Origin of the sequence: Erythrobacter ani (genome assembly GCF_019204025.1) — a bacterium.
In the GTDB taxonomy this organism is placed as follows: domain Bacteria; phylum Pseudomonadota; class Alphaproteobacteria; order Sphingomonadales; family Sphingomonadaceae; genus Erythrobacter; species Erythrobacter ani.
The window spans coordinates 163,976-181,115 of the sequence record NZ_JAGSPB010000002.1; the positions used below are offsets into that span (position 1 = coordinate 163,976).

Below are 17,140 nucleotides of genomic sequence, written 5' to 3' on the forward strand. Positions count from 1 at the left end.
TCAGTCACTGGCACATGCCTCCGAACAGGAGGGTAGGACGAGCCTCTTCGAGTTCTACTGTAAAGCCAGCTTTTCAATATGGAAATGATGCTTGACATCCAATATTTACGATGTCAATTTTGATTTTGCGATCCATATTGTTCAGGAGAGTTTTCGAAATGACAATTCTAGATACGATAAAGAGCTGCACAATCGACCGAGCGAAGCGGGATCCTACGGCCACATTCATCGCGATAGTTTTCGCAGGACTGTACCTCGCGATTTTGCCAATCAATTCGTTTGTTGCTCAAATTGTCGAGGCAAGCACAAGGCAAAGCCTCCCATACGTTTTCACTGCGATAGGCCTTCTTTTCGTGGTTGTTCACATCGGCATGCGGCGTCTTCGCCAATGTTCGTGAGCTCGCTCTGCAGTCGTTTTGCGCGAGGTCCTCAGAGACTGCGACCGCCTCCACTTACAATCTCAGGACAGGATCATGCGAAACCTCTATTTGTCGCTCATTTTTATCCTTGCGATCGTCACGTCACCTGCCCTCGCTAGCGATACGCCAAGCGCCGCTGGCACCTGGTATGGAGAGATCGAAGCGGGAGCAAACCGCGTCGAGGTGATTGTAAAGATCGTCGCTGACCAACTGAGCGAGGGGCACGGAACTCTCGAAACTCCGGGGCAAGTTGGTAGTTCGCCTCTGCCGCTCACATCGCTTGAGACTGGGGACAATCGACTGACTTTTTTGGTGCCCTCAATAGCGGCTGGATTCGAGGGTGAATGGTCGGAGGACGGGCAGTCCTGGGAAGGTATATGGACGCAATCAGGAATGAGAGTTCCGCTCATTCTCAAAGCCGGACTGCCGTTTGCTTCAGCAAGTTTTCCCGGCATTGACGGAGTATGGAACGGGCATGTCGAACGACAGGGTCATGCCGTACGCTTCATCCTCCGCTTCGCCACGTCGGATTTGGGAACGAGAGGCTCCTTCGAGGCACCCACCTTCGGACTCAGGAATCTGGCAATTGCTGACCTCAAATTCAGCGACGATATGGTAGAGTTCGTTGTTAGTGCGACCGGTGGGGCGTTTTCCGGCACCATCGATGTCGAGGCCGGCCTTATGGAGGGGGACTGGGCCTTCCCGGGTCAGCCGGTAACAGCCATCATCTTTGTCCGGGAAGCCGAAGACGGTTCGTCACCCAAAGCGGCCAGCAAGACTCAGCCGACGAATAGTTCGCGACTGTTCATCGAAGAGGAGATTGCCTTTGCCAGTACACAAAGTGATGTGACGCTGGCGGGTGCAATAACACTTCCCGAAGGCGGTGGGCCATTTCCGGCTGCAATATTGTTGACGGGGTCCGGCCCCCAAGACCGTGATCAAACCCTTTATGGCCACAAACCCTTTAGGGTAATCGCCGAGTATTTGGCACGACGCGGAATCGCGGTCTTGAGGTATGACGATCGCGGTTTTGCGAGATCCACCGGCGACTTTATGTCTGCAACCTCGGCCGACTTTGCAGAAGACGCTCTTTCCGCTGTCGCATACTTGAAGCGACGGGGGGACATTGATCCCCAAGCTATCGGCCTGATTGGCCATAGCGAAGGAGCAGTTGTGGGTAACCTTGCAGCACTGAAAAGTGACGACACAAGCTTTTTTATAATGCTCGGGGCTCCTGGAATTGACTTTATTGAAGTGCAATTAGGCCAGAGACGCGTCATGGCCATTAACGCCGGCTTTCCCGAAGCGGCAGTGATCGCTTCGGAACCAGATATCCGTTCGTTTTACGAGGAGATCAGGAATGCTCCCAATAAGGGGGGCGCTGCAGAGAAAGCGCGCGAGCTACTCACGCCTGATCTGCTCGTAGCGCTCGGCGGAAACGAGGCGATGCGGGATCGGGCGGTTTCGCAGTTCTCGCGAGACTGGTTCAGATTTCTTCTCAATTACGACCCGCGTTCTTCGCTTTCACGTCTAAGAATACCGGTTTTGGCACTCGCCGGCAGTCTTGACCAGCAGGTCATACCGGGCCCAAACCTTGGTGGCATAGGGACAGCGCTCGCGAGCAATTCGGATGCAACCGTGGAGCAGATTGACGGTCTGAATCACATGTTCCAAACCGCAACGACCGGTAACATGGCGGAGTATGCTCAGTTGGACGAAGCTATTTCGCCCGTTGCGCTTGAACGGATAAGCGATTGGATTTCTGCGCGTTTCAAGTGATCAACGCAGCATACAATCCCTCACTAAAGCTACGTTGTTCAGGGAGTGATTATTGTTGTGTTCGTTGAAATATCGAAGTCTGCCCTTCGCACATACCCAAGTTAGCATAGTCCAAATGACCATCTTTGACTTGGTAAGGTTCAAAGATGAGAACGGGGTAACCGTCAACATGGTCGAGCTCAATCGCGATAGCATCGGACGAACTGTTGTCGTCATGTGAAACGGTTTTGCTGTCATAGAAAACAGCTGTGGCTCTGTACTGCCCGGCTTGCGCTTGTTCCCTCATATGATCGATTAGCCATTGGCGCATCTCACTTGGTCGCGTGACGTCATCGATGCCGACAGCTGAAACACTCACAAGATCACCGCTTATACTTATTGCGGCGCCATAAGGACAGAACTCTAGATCCTCCGCGAGCATTTTCTTCGCAATCCAACTATACTCGTCCAGCAATGACTGAAATTCTTGCCTCACATGTTCATGCATAAATCCTTACGCTCCTTTGACGGAACAGAGCACTGAGCACCGTATCGACCATCGAATACACTCTGGATCTGTTCAAAAGCGGAAGCGACGATAGCCGCGAAAACGGCTGTGAGTATGACGATAATCGAGCCTCCAGCAGGAACATGTTGCCTTTGAGACCCCATGCCCAAACAGCCTTATTCTCTTCCGGGATGAGAAGACAAACTGTCGATCATAGATCATCCAGAATGAGTTTTAACGCCATTCAACATGCGCACGCAGTGCATAATGAGCCATTCTTGCCACAATATATTGACATCGTCAACTTATGTGGTCGATATGGTACTGGTCTTGAAGCACAAAGGCCTCAGCACCCCATACCATTGCCCTGACTTCGAATCCTCGAAGTTCGTCACCCTAGGGGAAGGATCGCCTTTTCGTGGGGATCGCCATCCCATCGGCGCTGAGCTTTGCAAGCGAACGAAGAGAAATCGTGGCGTAGGCCGATCTCAATAGTGCCAGAACAATACAATGAGATATCGTCGGTTGGCGAAGACTGGCGCAGGATCGCAAGTCCGTTTGAACCATATTCGTAATGATGGGGTCAGAGGTTCGAATCCTCTAAGCGGCACCACTCTCCAATCCAATTGAATAGCGATCGGCTGAGGGCCGCGGGGCGGCCTCATTGCGCGGGCTCGAGTTCTCAGAACGCTTGCATCGCCTGCCCAGAGGTCTAGCGCGATGGCATGGACATGGAACACCTATTGCAGCGCTATTTCGGCACCACCGAGTTGGGTGAAGTGCAGGTCGACGCGATACCTACCGCTACCGACAGAATGCTGGTCGATTTCGGCTTGGAGAAAGATCGCGGCAAGCGGTTTGGCCTTTGGAGTCTGCTCTACATGCTCGATGCCGCGCCCGATCTGGATGTGGCTTTTGACGACGAGTCTGACCGTGAGGCTGCGCGCAGTTTCATGGATCTCGTTGCTTCTGCGGGCCAGAGCTAGCTGCAATGGCGATGCGTTTCACGGATTTCGACGCGCAAACATTTCTGCGCGAATATTGGCAGAAGAAACCGTTGCTGATCCGCAATCCGTGGGCGGACTGGCACAATCCCCTTGAGCCGGACGAGCTTGCCGGCCTTGCATGCGAGCCGCACGTGGAATCGCGCCTGATTTCGCAGGCGGCGGACGAAATCGCGCTCGAACACGGCCCGGTCGAAGAGGACCGCTTTGATGATCTCGGCAAAGCGCCTTGGACTTTGCTTGTTCAAGCGGTCGATCATTACGTGCCCGGCGTAGCCGAGCTTATCGACCCGTTTCGGTTCATTCCCAATTGGCGGATCGACGATGTCATGGTGAGCTATGCGACCGATGGCGGCGGGGTCGGCGCGCATTTCGATCAATATGATGTGTTTCTCATCCAAGGACTCGGGCGTCGGAGGTGGCAATTGGGCGGGCTTTGCGATGAGGACACGCCGCTATTGCCGCATGACGGCTTGCGGTTGCTCGCAGAATTCGAGCCGGAGCAGGATTGGCTGCTGGAACCGGGCGATATCCTCTACGTGCCGCCCCGGATCGCGCATCGCGGCGTGGCCGTGGGCCATGACTGCATGACGTACTCGGTCGGATTCCGCGCCCCGTCGCGCGATGAATTGATTGCGGGCTGGGCAGAAGAGGCCGCGAGCCTTGATGGCGACGATGATCGCTACACCGACCCGGATCTGGCCGCGCAGGACAATGCTGGCGAGATCACTGGCGCTGCCCTTGCCCGCTTGCACGCGATGATTGCCGAGCGCTTGAACGATGAAAAGGCGTTTGCGCGCTGGTTCGGTGCCTTTGCAACCGCTCCCAAAAATGAACAGCTGGACTGGCAGCTCGAAGACCCCGTCACCCTCGACACGATCTCCAGAACGCTTGAAAGCGGCCAGGTTGTGCTGCGCAATCCGGCGAGCCGGTTTGCGTTCATAAGCGAGGAAGAGGGCGAAGTGCTGCTGATGGTTGACGGGGAATGCACGCCATGCACAGCGGAAACGGCAGTGTTTGCGAAGGCTCTTTGCGCAGCGCCGCGGGTCGAGATCCAGCCTCGACAGATTAAAAGAGAGGTCGGCGTGCTCATATGCGACCTCATCAACCGCGGTTGCATCGCCTTCGAGCAGAAGGAGGCCTAGAAGCTTCGACCCTCAGCCCAGTTTCCTGGCGCGATGTTTTCCAGATCCCAGTCGCCGATTGACCACCTTACGAGGCGCAGCGTGGGATGGCCGACCGCTGCCGTCATCCGGCGTACCTGACGGTTCTTGCCTTCGCGCAAGGTCAACCTGATCCAGCTGTCGGGTACGGATTTGCGCACCCGAATCGGCGGATCGCGTGGCCACAATTGCGGATCGGCGATACGCTCGACTTCGGCAGGCCGGGTCATTCCGTCTTTCAAGCGAACACCGCAGCGCAACTGATCGAGCACCGCATCCTCTGCTTCGCCTTCAATCTGCACCAGATATGCCTTGGGCAGTTTGAACCGCGGATCGGCGATCCTCGCTTGCAATTTCCCGTCATCGCAAAGCAGCAACAATCCCTCGCTGTCGCGGTCCAACCGGCCTGCCGGGTAAACCCCCGGGAGGTCGATGAAATCCGAAAGCGTCTGGCGTTTCGTTGGGCTTCCTCGGTCGGTAAACTGCGAGAGCACGCCGAAAGGTTTGTTGAACAGGATCAAACGCGCCATCGCGCGACCTTTGACGCATCGGAGACGAAGTCAAGTGGCTGTCCCGTCCTGCGCTTTGGCCGAGTTCGGCTTGCGCGCGAACGGCAGCTATGGTCATGCACCGAGCTTGGTCAATCTTGAAGGACAGGATGCAGCGCATTCGCATTTTGATTGCAGGGGCTAGTGGTACGATCGGCAGAGTGGTTGCGGAGGCGCTAATCGGCGACGGACACGAAGTCGTATGCCTGCTGCGGCGCTCTCCTTCCGGCGAAGAGGCGGCCGGGTTTCACGCCCAAGGCGGCGCACGTATCGTTTTCGCAGACTTGTCCGACCCGCTTGCCCTGCGCGATAGCGTTCACGATATCGCGCCATCATGCGTGGTTTCGTGCCTCGCATCGCGGAGCGGATCGCCCAAGGACGCACAGGCGGTCGACTATGCTGCGAATTCCAACCTGCTCCGCGCAGCCGAGCATGCCGGGACAGAGCACTTCCTGCTGCTCTCGGCAATTTGCGTACAAAGACCGCAATTGGCGTTCCAGCATGCCAAGCTTGCCTTTGAAAAAGAGCTGATCGAAAGTCCTGTGGAGCATACGATCGTGCGTCCAACCGCCTTCTTCAAATCGCTGTCAGGGCAGGTCGCTCGCGTTGCACGTGGCAAACCTTTTCTGCTTTTCGGAGGCGGCGAACTTACTCGCTGCAAGCCGATCAGCGACCGCGACCTTGCGCGCTTCATTGCCGGTTGTATGTCCGATCCCGAAGCGAGAAACCAGGTGCTGCCCATCGGCGGGCCGGGCCCCGCGATCTCGCCGCGCGGCCAAGGCGAACTGCTGTTCGGTCTCACCGGGAGAGAACCAAACTACCGGTCTGTCCCGCCTGCGCTTTTCGGTGCCGCAGCGCGCGTGCTTTCGCTCGGCGCGCCTGTGTCCGACTGGTTCGCGGAGAAAGCCGAATACGCCCGGATCGCGAAATATTATGCTACGCAGAGCATGCTCGTGCTCGACCCTGAAACCGGCGAGTATTCAGAGGAAGCCACTCCCGAATTCGGAAGCGACACCCTTCACGGCCATTACGAGAAATTGCTTCACGCCGACGGTCTGCAATCCGGAACGCTAGGCGACTAGCGATGCGAGGACGCGGCGCTTCCCTGCGAAAGGTCTGCGGCCGTGCATCACCAGGTAATTGTCGACCAGAGCAACATCACCGGGCTGCCATGCCAGATCGGCGGTCAGCGCATCCGCGATCGCTATCGCAGGTGCCATGTCCTCCGATGTGATCGGCGTGCCATCGCCAAAGGTGATTGCCCTGTTGGGATCGTTGCGGCTGTCGGCCCATCCGCGAAATGCGGCGATGAGCTGGTTGAAGAAAGTGCGACGGCCATCGCCGATCGCGCGGACTGCGGGAAGCGGCGGTGTCGTTGCGCGCAAACTCCCGTCATCCTGCCATTCCCACGAATAACCCAGATCGCGCAGACGCGCTTCGGCTGCACCCTTGTCCGAAACGCTCAAAGTACTGCGCCAACTGCGGCCCTGGCCTGATCCTGCATCGTCATCGCCGGGCATGACATTGGTGTAGCGCACGCCTTCGGCTTCGACCCGCGCCACGAAGCCGGGTGCCTCGCCCGTCAGCCGGTCCAGCACCCAGTCGGAGCGGCACAGCGGCGTGGCGCCGCCGGTTTCAGCTGCGATCTCGCAATAGAAAAACAGTTTCGAGGGATAGATTGGGGTCTGCGCCATCTCATGATGCAGGAAAATCTCGGTTGTCGGCGGCGCTTCGTTCGCAGTGAAAACGCGCGGCGTCACATTGGTGCGGACGGCGTTGGATAACGAATCTTCATAGGTAAAGCCTGGCTCGCCATACCCCTGAACCGCAGCGTCGAAAGCGGTCGGATCGGGGACGTCGAAACCGCGAAACAGCAGCGCGCCTGCATCGTGGAGCGCCGCATCGACCGCAGGTTTGTTCACGCTGAGGAAAGCGGCAAGGTCTCCGCCGCCAGCGATGATCGCGGGAAATTCGTGATCGGTCATGTCAGTCATAGATCGGATGGAATGTGTTGAAGGCCGCTTCGGTAAAGGTCCCTGGGTCGTTGAAGCGGCGGTTGAGATTGAGCGCGCCAATCGCGGCCATTTCCACCTGCGAAAGCTCAAAGTCGAACACGTCCAGATTCTCCCTCATACGCTCCGGCTTGGTCGTCTTTGGAATGATCGCTGTACCACGCTGCAGGCCCCAGCGCAGGAGAACCTGTGCGGGTGTTTTTCCATGCGCATCTGCCGCAACCATGACCGGAGCGGCCCCAAGCAGGCTTTCACCCTCAGCTGCCATGTCGAGTTCGAAATAGCTCTGCGCTCCCAGTGGAGAGAATGCCGTTACGTCGACACCGTATTGTCCGGCAAGGCGGATCAGACGCTCTTGCGACAGATAAGGGTGCGCTTCGATCTGGAGCATCGCAGGCTTTATCCGGGCGTAGCTCATCAGGTCATGGATCAGGGCGGAATTGTAATTGCACACGCCGATTTGCTTCACGAGGCCCTTGTCGACCAGAGCCTCCATCGCGGCCCATGTCTCGTGCAACGGAATTTTCGCAGCCTTCATCGCCGGGTTTGGCGCTGCGGGGTCAAACAGCCATTCTGGCGGATAGCGCTCTTCGATCGGTACATATTCGAGCGCGATGGGGAAATGGATCAGGTAGAGATCAAGGTAATCGAGCTTCAGGTCGTCCAGTGATTTGCGGCACGCCTCCTCGACATGTTCGGGCGCGTGGAAGGTGTTCCAGAGCTTCGACGTGACCCACAATTCGTTGCGGGTCGTGAGCCCGTCAGCGATGGCCTTGGCGAGCCCGTCGCCAGTCTGGGCCTCGTTGCCGTAATCTGCCGCGCTGTCGAAATGGCGATAGCCCGCCTTCACAGCCTCGACGACGCAGTCGGCCGTGTTTTCCCGGGGGATTTTCCAGAGGCCGAAACCGATACGGGGCATGTCTTGAAGCACGTCTGTTCCTAATCTTCGAAGCTGATGTCGATGGGCTGCCGAGTGGCGATGGATTGCTGGGCAGCCGCGCCCATGACGACGGAGCGATAACCATCGCGCGCATCGATCAGCGGCGCGGTCCCGTTGACAAGCGCGTCGTGGAAATCGCGCTGCTGGAAATAGGTTGCTCCGTGATGGTCGCCAGCCGCGAGAGCATCGGGCGGGGTATCGACATGGGTGACGAACGGTCCGGACTTGTCGCGCGGCGACCACGTGACTTCGGCTGATGGTAGCTTGACTTCCATCTTGCCCGCGGGGCCGACGGCGCTGATCTCTTCCTGCTCCTCCGACCCCTCGGCGAACATGCAGAGATCGAGGATGGCTCTCGCGCCGCCTGTGAATTCGACCGTGACGAAGGCGTTGTCGATGATGTCGGGAGTTTCGCCGTCGTAACGCTCATCGATGTGATTCACGTCCTGCGCGCCGCTTGCGAAGATTCGCACCGGTTCGTCCCGAAGAATGTGCCGCATCAGGTCGAAGAAATGGCAGCATTTTTCGACCAGGGTGCCGCCGGTGTTGCGGTTGAAGCGGTTCCAGTCGCCGACTTTGACCAGGAACGGGAAACGATGTTCGCGAATGGAGAGCATTTTTATCTCGCCCACCTCGCCCGCATGCAGACGCTCGATAAAGCGCGTGACCGGCGGCATATAGCGATATTCGAGGCCCACCCAGAGCAAGTTCGGGTATTCGCGCGCGGCCTTCGCCAGCGCCTTGGCATCAGCAGGAGTGGTACACATCGGTTTTTCGAGCAAGATCGCAGCGCCTGCCTGCATCACGGGCCTGACAATATCGAAATGCGTGAAGTTCGGCGATGCAATGACAACCGCGTCGGGTTCGGACTGCCGAAGCATCTCGGCGTTGTCGGAGAACAGCTGTACATCCTGTCCCAGGCGCTCTGCCAGAGACGCTGCCGCCTCGCGTGATCCGGCATCGGGATCGGCGATCGCGGTCAGCTCCGCCCCCTCGACCAGCGCGAGATTCTGCATGTGCTCGCGGCCCATCATGCCGCAGCCGATAATCGCATATGTCCTTGTGGCGCTCATCGCGGTGCACATGTGCGCGGGCGCGGCGCTTGGCAAGGGATCATGTCGTAAGCGCCGTGATTGCAAAGGAGGCGGGCGCAATGGTCTGCCCCGTTTGTTCGAACAGCACCGGCTCTGATGAATAGTTGAACGCGAATTGATGCGTTGCCGTGCGGCGTATCCGAAGCCCTTTCGGCAGTACGGTCGTGGCAAGCCCGGTTTCATCGGACATGCGCTTTATCAACGCGGTCAAAAGCGGGCGGTCGGGCCAACCGCCACAATACCGATAATTCTCGTTCCTGAAGACGACGCCGCGTCCTGATTTGAGCGCGAATTCGGGTACGAGCTCGCTCTCGATATGCTCAAGCCACCGCATGACCTCAAAACCGTCGCCTTCCTCGGCCACACCATCGCGGAGGCTTTCCACCCGAGCGATCGTCAGCGGGACAAGATCGCGCAAGCCTCCCGGTGCCAGCCCATCGGGAATGGAGAAGCTGTGCGTTTTGCTGCCGGTTCGAGGTCCGATCAGGACAGGACAGTCGAGCGCCGAAAGCCTTTTTACGAACCCGTCGGGCGCGATGGGCAGGGTAGGAACAAATACCATCTCGTATCCGTCCAGAGCGGCATCGGCGGCTACGATATCAACATCGAAGCCGAGCCGCCGAAGTGCCGAGTACCACCCGTAAACAAGCTCCAGATAGCGGAAGCTCCCGCCTTGAGGCTGGATGCCGCAAACCCACGCGGCCTCATATGAGAAAACAAGCGCTGCCGGGGCTTTCACTGTTTGCTGCGGGCCCAGCCTTTCGATCACGCGGGCTGCCTCGCGCACTTCGTCCGCCGCTTGGGCTTCCTCACCATCGGGTCGGAGCAATCCTGCATGCATCTGTTCCTGCGCGAACGGAGCTTGCCGCCAACGAAAATAGCTGGTGAATTCGGCACCGTGCGCAAAGGCTTCCATCGTCCACAGCGCGACCATGCCGGGCAGCGGCGCGGGGTTGAAACGCGCCCAGTTCACCGGGCCGGGCTGCTGCTCCATGACGCCCCAGCGCCCGTTCGAGCATCCACGATACAGATCGTGATGGAACGCCGCGATGTCGGGATGGCCCTGGCGCATGTAGTCGCGCTTGTCGTCGCCATCGAACCAGAATTGCTCGAGGAAACCGAGCGGGTAACTGTCCCACGTCGCAAGATCGATATCGCGTCCGACATCATGGTGGTCGAACTCGGTGAAGAACCCCATGAAGTTATGGGTAATGTCGCGGTTCGGCGATATTTTGCTCAGAATGTCGACCTGTTCGCGGTTGAAGCTAACCACTTCGTCTGAGGCGAACCTGCGGTAGTCGAGCCAGTGCGCAGGATTGGCTTCGGTCACGGTAAGGTTGGGCGGATCGACTTCTGCAAATGAGCGATATTCCATACTCCAGAAGACATTGCGCCACGTCTCGTTGAGCGCGTGCGGGGTCCCGTACCGGGCCTCCAGCCATGCGCGGAATCTCCCGGCCGCGGCGTCGGAGAAGCTCAAGACGGTGTCGTGACAACCATATTCGTTATCGGTCTGCCATGCGGCGATGGCAGGATGATCGCCATATCGCTCGGCCATGGCAACGGTGATCCGGCGGGCTTCCGCGCGGTATCCATTGTGCGAGAAACAGTAGTGTCGCCGAGAGCCGAAGCCGCGAGGCTGTCCCTGCTCGTCGATCGCGACCATGTCCGGCATCGTATCGACCAGCCATTTTGGCGGCGTGGCAGTTGGGGTGCCCAAGATGATCTTCAGCCCGGCATTGCCAAGGGTATCGATGGCACGGTCGAGCCACTCCCAGTGCATCTGCCCTGATTCCGGTTCGATCCGGCTCCAAGCAAATTCCCCGATCCGCACGAGCGAGAGGCCCATGTCGGCCATTCGCCTTGCATCATCTTCCCACATGTCCTCGGGCCAGTGTTCAGGGTAATAGCAGCAACCAAGCTTCATGGCTTTCCTCGACGATGCGCTGGGGCGATAAGCCGTTTCGACATCGCGCGTTGCGATTGCAAGTGCATTCGGCTTGCCCCGGCCAGTCTTCGCCGGCGTCAATCATACGAAACTCAGGCCATTTACAGATATAAAAATATCTTTATATCCATTTGGAATGGCGATCGAGACGATATTCAAGGCTCTGGCAGATCCGACCCGGCTGCGTATCGCGCAGCTTCTCGGCACGATGGAACTGGCCGTCGGTGAATTGGCTCAGGTACTCGGCCAGAGTCAGCCACGTGTTTCGCGGCACGTTGGTATTCTGTGCGATGCGGGGCTTGCCGAACGTCGGCGCGAGGGAAGCTGGGTTTTCCTGCGCTCAACCAGCGGATCGGGCAGCAGCGACGCTATCGTTGCAGCCGTTGAGCGCCTGCTCGCCACAGCAGAGCGCGAGAACGCCGAATTTGCAGAGCTTTGCGAAGCCGACAGGCAGAAGCTTGCCGCGATCCGGAATTCGCGCGAGGAATCGGCAGAAGGATACTTCGCACGCCATGCCAGTGACTGGGATGACTTGCGCGCGCTCCACAGTTCGGATGCACAGGTCGAGAAGAAGCTCGCCGAAGCGCTCGGTGATGCGCCGCTCGGTGCGGTGCTCGACATCGGTACCGGGACAGGCAGGATGGCGGAATTTTTCGCCGACAAGGCCGAGCATGTGGTCGCCCTCGACAAGAACCTCGAAATGTTGCGCGTGGCCCGGGCAAAACTTCAGCATCTCCCGACCGCGCAAATCGAGCTTGTGCAAGGCGATTTTTCCGACTTGCCGTTTCCCGCCGCCAGTTTCGACACCGTGTTGCTGCACCAGGTGCTGCATTTTGCGCAGGATCCCGCGCTCCCGCTTTCCGAAGCGGCACGGGTGACGCGGGCGGGCGGGCGGATCGCGATCGTCGATTTTGCGAGCCATGACCGTGAGGAGTTGCGCACACGGCATCAGCATTCCCGGCTCGGCTTTTCCGACAGTCAGATGCGCGACCTGCTGCGCTCATCCGGATTCTCTGCCCGAGAGCCGGTCGCGCTGGAGGGTGGTGAGCTGATCGTCAAGATTTGGCTCGGGACACGCCGCAATCTTCCTGAAAGCCAGAATTCTACCACCCCTGCCAAAGAGCGATCCGCATGACGCCTACCCTCGATCAGCTACACGAAGCCCGCACTGCCGTGGACATACCGCTGTTTTCCGGATTGCCCGGCGATGTCGATGTCAGCTTTGAATTCTTCCCGCCGAAGTCGGAAAAGATGGAAGCGCAGCTTTGGGATGCGGTGCAGGAGCTTAAGCCGCTTTCGCCAAGCTTTGTTTCTGTCACATACGGAGCAGGGGGGTCCACACGCGAGCGGACCCATTCGACGGTTGCGCGGATCATCGCAGAGGCGCAGATACCGGCTGCTGCCCATCTGACCTGCGTGGGCGCGTCGAAAGACGAGATTCGCGAAGTCGCCGAACAGTATTGGGCAGCCGGTGTCCGCCACATCGTCGCGCTGCGGGGTGATGCGGGCGAGCCAGGTGCGCCTTTCACACCGCATCCGGATGGCTATGAGAGCGCCGCTGCGCTCGTGGCGGGATTGAAGGACATCGCTGATTTCGAAATCTCAGTCGCCGCCTATCCGGAGACGCACCCGGATGCCGATTGCCCGCAGGCTGATCTCGATAACCTCAAGCGGAAGCTGGACGCAGGCGCGACCCGCGCGATCACCCAGTTCTTCTTCTCGCCGGACAAATTCTTCGCGTTCCGCGATCGATTGGCGTCCGCAGGGATTGCGGCACCCGTCGTCCCTGGCATCCTGCCGGTCACCAATGTCGCGCAAGCTCGCAAATTTGCAGGCGCGTGCGGCGCAGAAATCCCGGCCTGGATGGACGGGCTGTTCGATGGTCTCGATGAGAAGCCCGACGCGCGCAAGCTGGTTGCCGCAACCGTCGCAGCAGAGCTGTGCCGCCGTCTCTATGCAGGCGGTGTGCGCGACCTGCACTTTTACACCCTCAACCGCTCCGAGCTGGCCTATGCTATCTGCCACATGCTCGGCAAACGTCCGCTCGGAGAGCGATCGTGAGCGCACGTGAAAGCTTGCAGGCTGCAGCAGCCGAGCGGGTCCTGATCTTCGATGGCGCGTTTGGAACGCAGATCCAGAACCGCAAGCTCACCGAAGAGGACTATGCCGGCGATCTGGGACTGAAGGCCGACCAGAAAGGCAACAACGATATCCTCGCCCTGACCCGGCCCGACGTGATCGAGGACATTACGCGCGCCTATCTCGATTCCGGCTCCGATGTCATCTCCACCAACACGTTCTCCGCCAATCGTATCAGTCAGGCGGATTATGCCGCGGAGGATCAGGTCGCAGCGATCAACATCGCCAGCGGGAAGATCGCGCGCTCGCTCGCCGATGAATACGCGGCGAAGGATGGCAAACCGCGCTTCGTTGCGGGCGCAATCGGCCCGACCAACAAGACACTGTCGCTCAGCCCGGACGTCGAGGATCCAGGATACCGCGAAATCGACTTCGATGAGCTAACCGCTGTTTACAAGGAACAGGCCGCCGCCCTGATCGAAGGCGGCTGCGATTTCATCCTGATCGAAACGGTGTTCGATACTCTCAATGCAAAGGCTGGGATCATGGCAGTCAAACAGCTGGAAAGCGATTTGGGCCGGGACATTCCGGTGATGATCTCGATGACGCTCACCGATCTCTCGGGCCGGAACCTGTCGGGCCATACGGTCGAGGCGTTCTGGTACGCGGTGCGTCACGCAAACCCTGTTACCATCGGCCTTAATTGCAGCTTTGGCGCGGACCAATTGCGCCCGCATGTGCAATCGCTTTCGAGCATCGCCGACACGCTGCTGATGGCCTATCCGAATGCAGGCCTTCCCAATGAGCTGGGCGAATATGACGAAATGCCGGAAACGACCGCTGGGCTTGTCGGGCAATGGGCGCAGAACGGCCAGGCCAATATCCTTGGTGGCTGCTGCGGCTCCAGCCCCGCGCATATCAAGGCGATTGCCGATGCGGTCGAAGGATTGCCGCCGCGCGCGGTCCCCGAACCCTCAGCGATGATGCGGCTTGCTGGTCTTGAACCGTTTGTGGTGGCGGCCTGATGGACCAGCAGAACTCGAGCGCCCGCTTCATCAATATCGGCGAGCGCACCAATGTCACCGGGTCTGCCCGGTTCAAGAAACTTGTCATGGCGGATGATTACGCTGCCGCGGTAGAGGTCGCTCGTCAGCAAGTTGAAAACGGCGCGCAGGTGATCGACGTCAACATGGATGAGGGGCTGCTCGATGCGGTCCACGCCATGACGACTTTCCTTAAGCTTATTGCTGCGGAACCCGATATCGCACGCGTGCCGGTGATGATCGACAGTTCCAAGTTCGAGGTGATCGAAGCTGGACTGAAATGTGTATCGGGCAAGCCGATCGTCAACTCGATCAGCATGAAGGAAGGCGAGGAGCCTTTTCTCGAGCATGCGCGCAAATGCATGGCTTACGGGGCGGCTGTCGTCGTCATGGCATTCGACGAAGTTGGGCAAGCGGACACCAAAGAGCGCAAGGTGGAAATCTGCAAGCGCGCATACGACCTGCTCGTCGCCGAAGGTTTCCCGCCCGAAGATATCATCTTCGATCCCAATATCTTCGCGGTTGCGACGGGGATCGAGGAGCACAATCGCTACGGTCTCGATTTTCTCGAAGCGGTACGCGAGATCAAGCAGCAATGCCCTCACGCGAAAACCAGCGGCGGGCTTTCGAACCTGTCTTTCAGCTTCCGCGGCAATGAAACCGTCCGCCGCGCAATGCACTCGGTATTCCTCTATCACGCGATCCCTGCAGGGCTCGATATGGCTATCGTGAATGCCGGCCAGCTCGACGTGTACGACCAGATCGATCCGGAACTTCGCGAAGCGTGTGAAGACGTGATCCTCATGCGCCGCGACGATGCAACCGAGCGGCTGATCGATCTCGCCGAAAGTTATAAAGGCAAATCCGTTGCCGATGAGAAGGCCGCCGAAGAATGGCGCGGTTGGGAAGTGCGCAAGCGGCTCGAGCATGCGCTCGTCAAAGGGATCGACGCGCATATCGTGGACGACACGGAAGAGATGCGCAGTGCGACAGCCGACAATGGCGGGCGTCCGATCGAAGTGATCGAAGGCCCGCTGATGGACGGTATGAATGTCGTCGGTGACCTGTTCGGCAGCGGCAAGATGTTCCTGCCCCAAGTGGTCAAATCGGCGCGTGTCATGAAGAAGGCTGTTGCCCACCTCATCCCGTTTATCGAGGCGGAGAAAGACCTGCTGCCCGAGGCCGAGCGCAAGGCCAAAGGCAAGGTCATCATGGCCACCGTCAAAGGCGACGTGCACGATATCGGCAAGAACATCGTCGGCGTGGTGCTGCAATGCAATGGCTATGACGTGATCGACCTTGGCGTCATGGTGCCGTGGCCGAAAATCCTTGAGGCCGCGAACGAGAACAACGCCGATATGATCGGGCTGTCCGGGCTGATCACCCCTTCGCTAGACGAGATGGTGACGGTCGCGGAAGAAATGCAGCGGTCCGAAATGACGATGCCGTTGCTGATCGGTGGTGCGACCACCAGCAAGGTGCACACCGCGCTGAAGATCGACACGAATTACGAAGGCCCGGTGATCCACGTGCTCGATGCGAGCCGTGCAGTCGGTGTGGCGTCGAAGTTGCTTTCGGATACCCAGCGCGATGAATTCGTCGGTGAGACCGCCAGCGAATACGAGAAAGTGCGGCAGGCGCGTGCTGGCAAGACACCGAGCGTTCTGCTCAGCCTCGAAGACGCGCGCGCGAACTATTACGACGCCTATCTGTCGGACAAGCCTGCGCCGCCGCTCAAGCCCGGCGTGCACGTTTTCGACGATTGGGACCTTGCCGATCTGCGCGAATATATCGATTGGACCCCGTTCTTCCGCGCGTGGGAACTGCATGGCAATTACCCGGCTATCCTGACCGATGAGGTCGTTGGCGAAACGGCAAGTCAGCTGTTCGACGACGCCAACGAGATGCTCGACAAGATCGTTTCCGAAAAATGGCTGACGGCGCGCGGTGTTGCCGGTTTCTGGCCCTGCGCACGAGACGGCGACGATGTGACGATCCACCGCGTGAACCGGGAGGAGCACGTCGTGCTCCCCTTCCTGCGCCAGCAGGTGAAGAAATCGCGTGATCGCGCCAATATGTGTCTGGCCGATTTCATCGACCCCGATGGCGACTGGATTGGTGGCTTCGCAGTCGGCATTCACGGTATCGAGCCGCATATCGCCCGGTTTCAGGAGGACAAGGACGATTATTCCGACATCCTGTTGAAAGCGCTCGCCGATCGGTTTGCGGAAGCTTTTGCCGAGCGTCTGCATCTCCACACGCGCACCGATCTCTGGGGCTATGCTCCGGGTGAACAGCTGACCAACCAAGCGATAATCAAGGAAGAATATCGCGGTATTCGCCCCGCGCCGGGCTATCCGGCGTGTCCCGATCACTCTCTCAAGCCGATCCTGTTCGAACTGCTGGAGGCGGAGAAAAACGTGGGTCTGACGCTGACCGAGAGTTTTGCCATGTGGCCGACGGCAGCGGTCAGCGGGTTTTATTTCGGTCATCCGGAATCGCAATATTTCGGCGTTGCCCGGATCGGACGCGATCAGCTTGAAGACTATGCTAAGCGTCGCGGAATCGATCTCGCGACGGCCGAGCGCTGGCTGAGGCCAAATCTGGATTGATCCCAAGCGGGT

At 58.8% G+C, this 17,140-nt stretch carries 14 protein-coding genes; 8 read left to right on the forward strand and 6 right to left on the reverse strand.

The features are described 5' to 3' along the window. The first annotated feature begins 473 nt into the window (after window positions 1–473). Window positions 474–2,198 (forward strand): alpha/beta hydrolase family protein, encoded by a 1,725-nt coding sequence (locus KCG45_RS07815; RefSeq protein WP_218316709.1) that lies wholly within the window; start codon window positions 474–476, stop codon window positions 2,196–2,198. A gap of 49 nt (window positions 2,199–2,247) precedes the next feature. Here the strand turns inward: KCG45_RS07815 and KCG45_RS07820 are convergent, their stop codons facing one another. Then, a complete protein-coding gene (locus KCG45_RS07820; protein WP_218316711.1) occupies window positions 2,248–2,685 on the reverse strand; it encodes a hypothetical protein in 438 nt (145 codons plus the stop codon). Window positions 2,686–3,416: 731 nt separating this feature from the next. Between KCG45_RS07820 and KCG45_RS07825 the strand changes: the two genes are divergently transcribed. Together KCG45_RS07825 and KCG45_RS07830 are read left to right on the forward strand one after the other, a co-directional pair. Next, on the forward strand, window positions 3,417–3,671 hold the full coding sequence (locus tag KCG45_RS07825; RefSeq protein ID WP_369410756.1) for a hypothetical protein: 255 nt from the start codon (window positions 3,417–3,419) through the stop codon (window positions 3,669–3,671). Window positions 3,672–3,682: 11 nt separating this feature from the next. Then, window positions 3,683–4,834, forward strand: coding sequence for a cupin domain-containing protein (locus KCG45_RS07830; RefSeq protein ID WP_218317587.1), 1,152 nt, complete (start codon window positions 3,683–3,685; stop codon window positions 4,832–4,834). On the opposite strand, the gene KCG45_RS07835 is transcribed toward KCG45_RS07830, so the two are convergent. Next, window positions 4,831–5,382, reverse strand: a complete 552-nt coding sequence (locus KCG45_RS07835) for a pseudouridine synthase (RefSeq protein WP_218316714.1) — start codon at window positions 5,380–5,382, stop codon at window positions 4,831–4,833. The genes KCG45_RS07830 and KCG45_RS07835 overlap by 4 nt on opposite strands. A 128-nt stretch (window positions 5,383–5,510) precedes the next feature. Between KCG45_RS07835 and KCG45_RS07840 the strand changes: the two genes are divergently transcribed. Beyond that, the gene (locus KCG45_RS07840; RefSeq protein ID WP_218316716.1) at window positions 5,511–6,482 is read left to right on the forward strand and encodes an NAD(P)H-binding protein; all 972 of its coding nucleotides are present in this window, start codon (window positions 5,511–5,513) and stop codon (window positions 6,480–6,482) included. Here the strand turns inward: KCG45_RS07840 and KCG45_RS07845 are convergent. The 4 genes from KCG45_RS07845 to KCG45_RS07860 are packed head-to-tail and all read right to left on the reverse strand — an operon-like array spanning window position 6,471 to window position 11,475. Beyond that, window positions 6,471–7,385: a TauD/TfdA family dioxygenase gene (locus KCG45_RS07845; RefSeq protein WP_255548086.1), complete on the reverse strand. Its 915-nt coding sequence runs from the start codon at window positions 7,383–7,385 to the stop codon at window positions 6,471–6,473. The two genes, KCG45_RS07840 and KCG45_RS07845, sit on opposite strands and share 12 nt — an antisense overlap. Window position 7,386: 1 nt before the next feature. Then, window positions 7,387–8,343, reverse strand: coding sequence for an aldo/keto reductase (locus KCG45_RS07850; protein ID WP_369410757.1), 957 nt, complete (start codon window positions 8,341–8,343; stop codon window positions 7,387–7,389). A gap of 8 nt (window positions 8,344–8,351) precedes the next feature. Next, window positions 8,352–9,425, reverse strand: coding sequence for a Gfo/Idh/MocA family protein (locus tag KCG45_RS07855; protein WP_218316719.1), 1,074 nt, complete (start codon window positions 9,423–9,425; stop codon window positions 8,352–8,354). 40 nt (window positions 9,426–9,465) lie between these two features. Continuing rightward, window positions 9,466–11,475: a beta-galactosidase gene (locus KCG45_RS07860; RefSeq protein WP_255548087.1), complete on the reverse strand. Its 2,010-nt coding sequence runs from the start codon at window positions 11,473–11,475 to the stop codon at window positions 9,466–9,468. A 55-nt stretch (window positions 11,476–11,530) separates the two neighbouring features. Between KCG45_RS07860 and KCG45_RS07865 the strand changes: the two genes are divergently transcribed. The 4 genes from KCG45_RS07865 to metH are packed head-to-tail and all read left to right on the forward strand — an operon-like array spanning window position 11,531 to window position 17,128. Next, on the forward strand, window positions 11,531–12,529 hold the full coding sequence (locus tag KCG45_RS07865; RefSeq protein WP_218316720.1) for an ArsR/SmtB family transcription factor: 999 nt from the start codon (window positions 11,531–11,533) through the stop codon (window positions 12,527–12,529). After that, on the forward strand, window positions 12,526–13,455 hold the full coding sequence (gene metF, locus KCG45_RS07870; protein ID WP_218316722.1) for a methylenetetrahydrofolate reductase [NAD(P)H]: 930 nt from the start codon (window positions 12,526–12,528) through the stop codon (window positions 13,453–13,455). Before KCG45_RS07865 ends, metF begins: the two co-directional genes overlap by 4 nt. Then, window positions 13,452–14,498: a homocysteine S-methyltransferase family protein gene (locus KCG45_RS07875; RefSeq protein WP_218316723.1), complete on the forward strand. Its 1,047-nt coding sequence runs from the start codon at window positions 13,452–13,454 to the stop codon at window positions 14,496–14,498. The genes metF and KCG45_RS07875 overlap by 4 nt, the downstream gene beginning before the upstream one ends. Beyond that, on the forward strand, window positions 14,498–17,128 hold the full coding sequence (gene metH, locus KCG45_RS07880; RefSeq protein WP_218316725.1) for a methionine synthase: 2,631 nt from the start codon (window positions 14,498–14,500) through the stop codon (window positions 17,126–17,128). The genes KCG45_RS07875 and metH overlap by 1 nt, the downstream gene beginning before the upstream one ends. Window positions 17,129–17,140 lie beyond the last annotated feature (12 nt).

Excerpts from the sequence above, each read along its gene's own strand:
- KCG45_RS07815 (WP_218316709.1), top strand. The coding sequence starts at position 474 with ATGCGAAACCTCTATTTGTCGCTCATTTTTATCCTTGCGATCGTCACG.
- KCG45_RS07820 (WP_218316711.1), bottom strand. The coding sequence starts at position 2,685 with ATGCATGAACATGTGAGGCAAGAATTTCAGTCATTGCTGGACGAGTAT.
- KCG45_RS07825 (WP_369410756.1), top strand. The coding sequence starts at position 3,417 with ATGGAACACCTATTGCAGCGCTATTTCGGCACCACCGAGTTGGGTGAA.
- KCG45_RS07830 (WP_218317587.1), top strand. The coding sequence starts at position 3,683 with ATGCGTTTCACGGATTTCGACGCGCAAACATTTCTGCGCGAATATTGG.
- KCG45_RS07835 (WP_218316714.1), bottom strand. The coding sequence starts at position 5,382 with ATGGCGCGTTTGATCCTGTTCAACAAACCTTTCGGCGTGCTCTCGCAG.
- KCG45_RS07840 (WP_218316716.1), top strand. The coding sequence starts at position 5,511 with ATGCAGCGCATTCGCATTTTGATTGCAGGGGCTAGTGGTACGATCGGC.
- KCG45_RS07845 (WP_255548086.1), bottom strand. The coding sequence starts at position 7,385 with ATGACCGATCACGAATTTCCCGCGATCATCGCTGGCGGCGGAGACCTT.
- KCG45_RS07855 (WP_218316719.1), bottom strand. The coding sequence starts at position 9,425 with ATGAGCGCCACAAGGACATATGCGATTATCGGCTGCGGCATGATGGGC.
- KCG45_RS07865 (WP_218316720.1), top strand. The coding sequence starts at position 11,531 with ATGGCGATCGAGACGATATTCAAGGCTCTGGCAGATCCGACCCGGCTG.
- metF (WP_218316722.1), top strand. The coding sequence starts at position 12,526 with ATGACGCCTACCCTCGATCAGCTACACGAAGCCCGCACTGCCGTGGAC.
- metH (WP_218316725.1), top strand. The coding sequence starts at position 14,498 with ATGGACCAGCAGAACTCGAGCGCCCGCTTCATCAATATCGGCGAGCGC.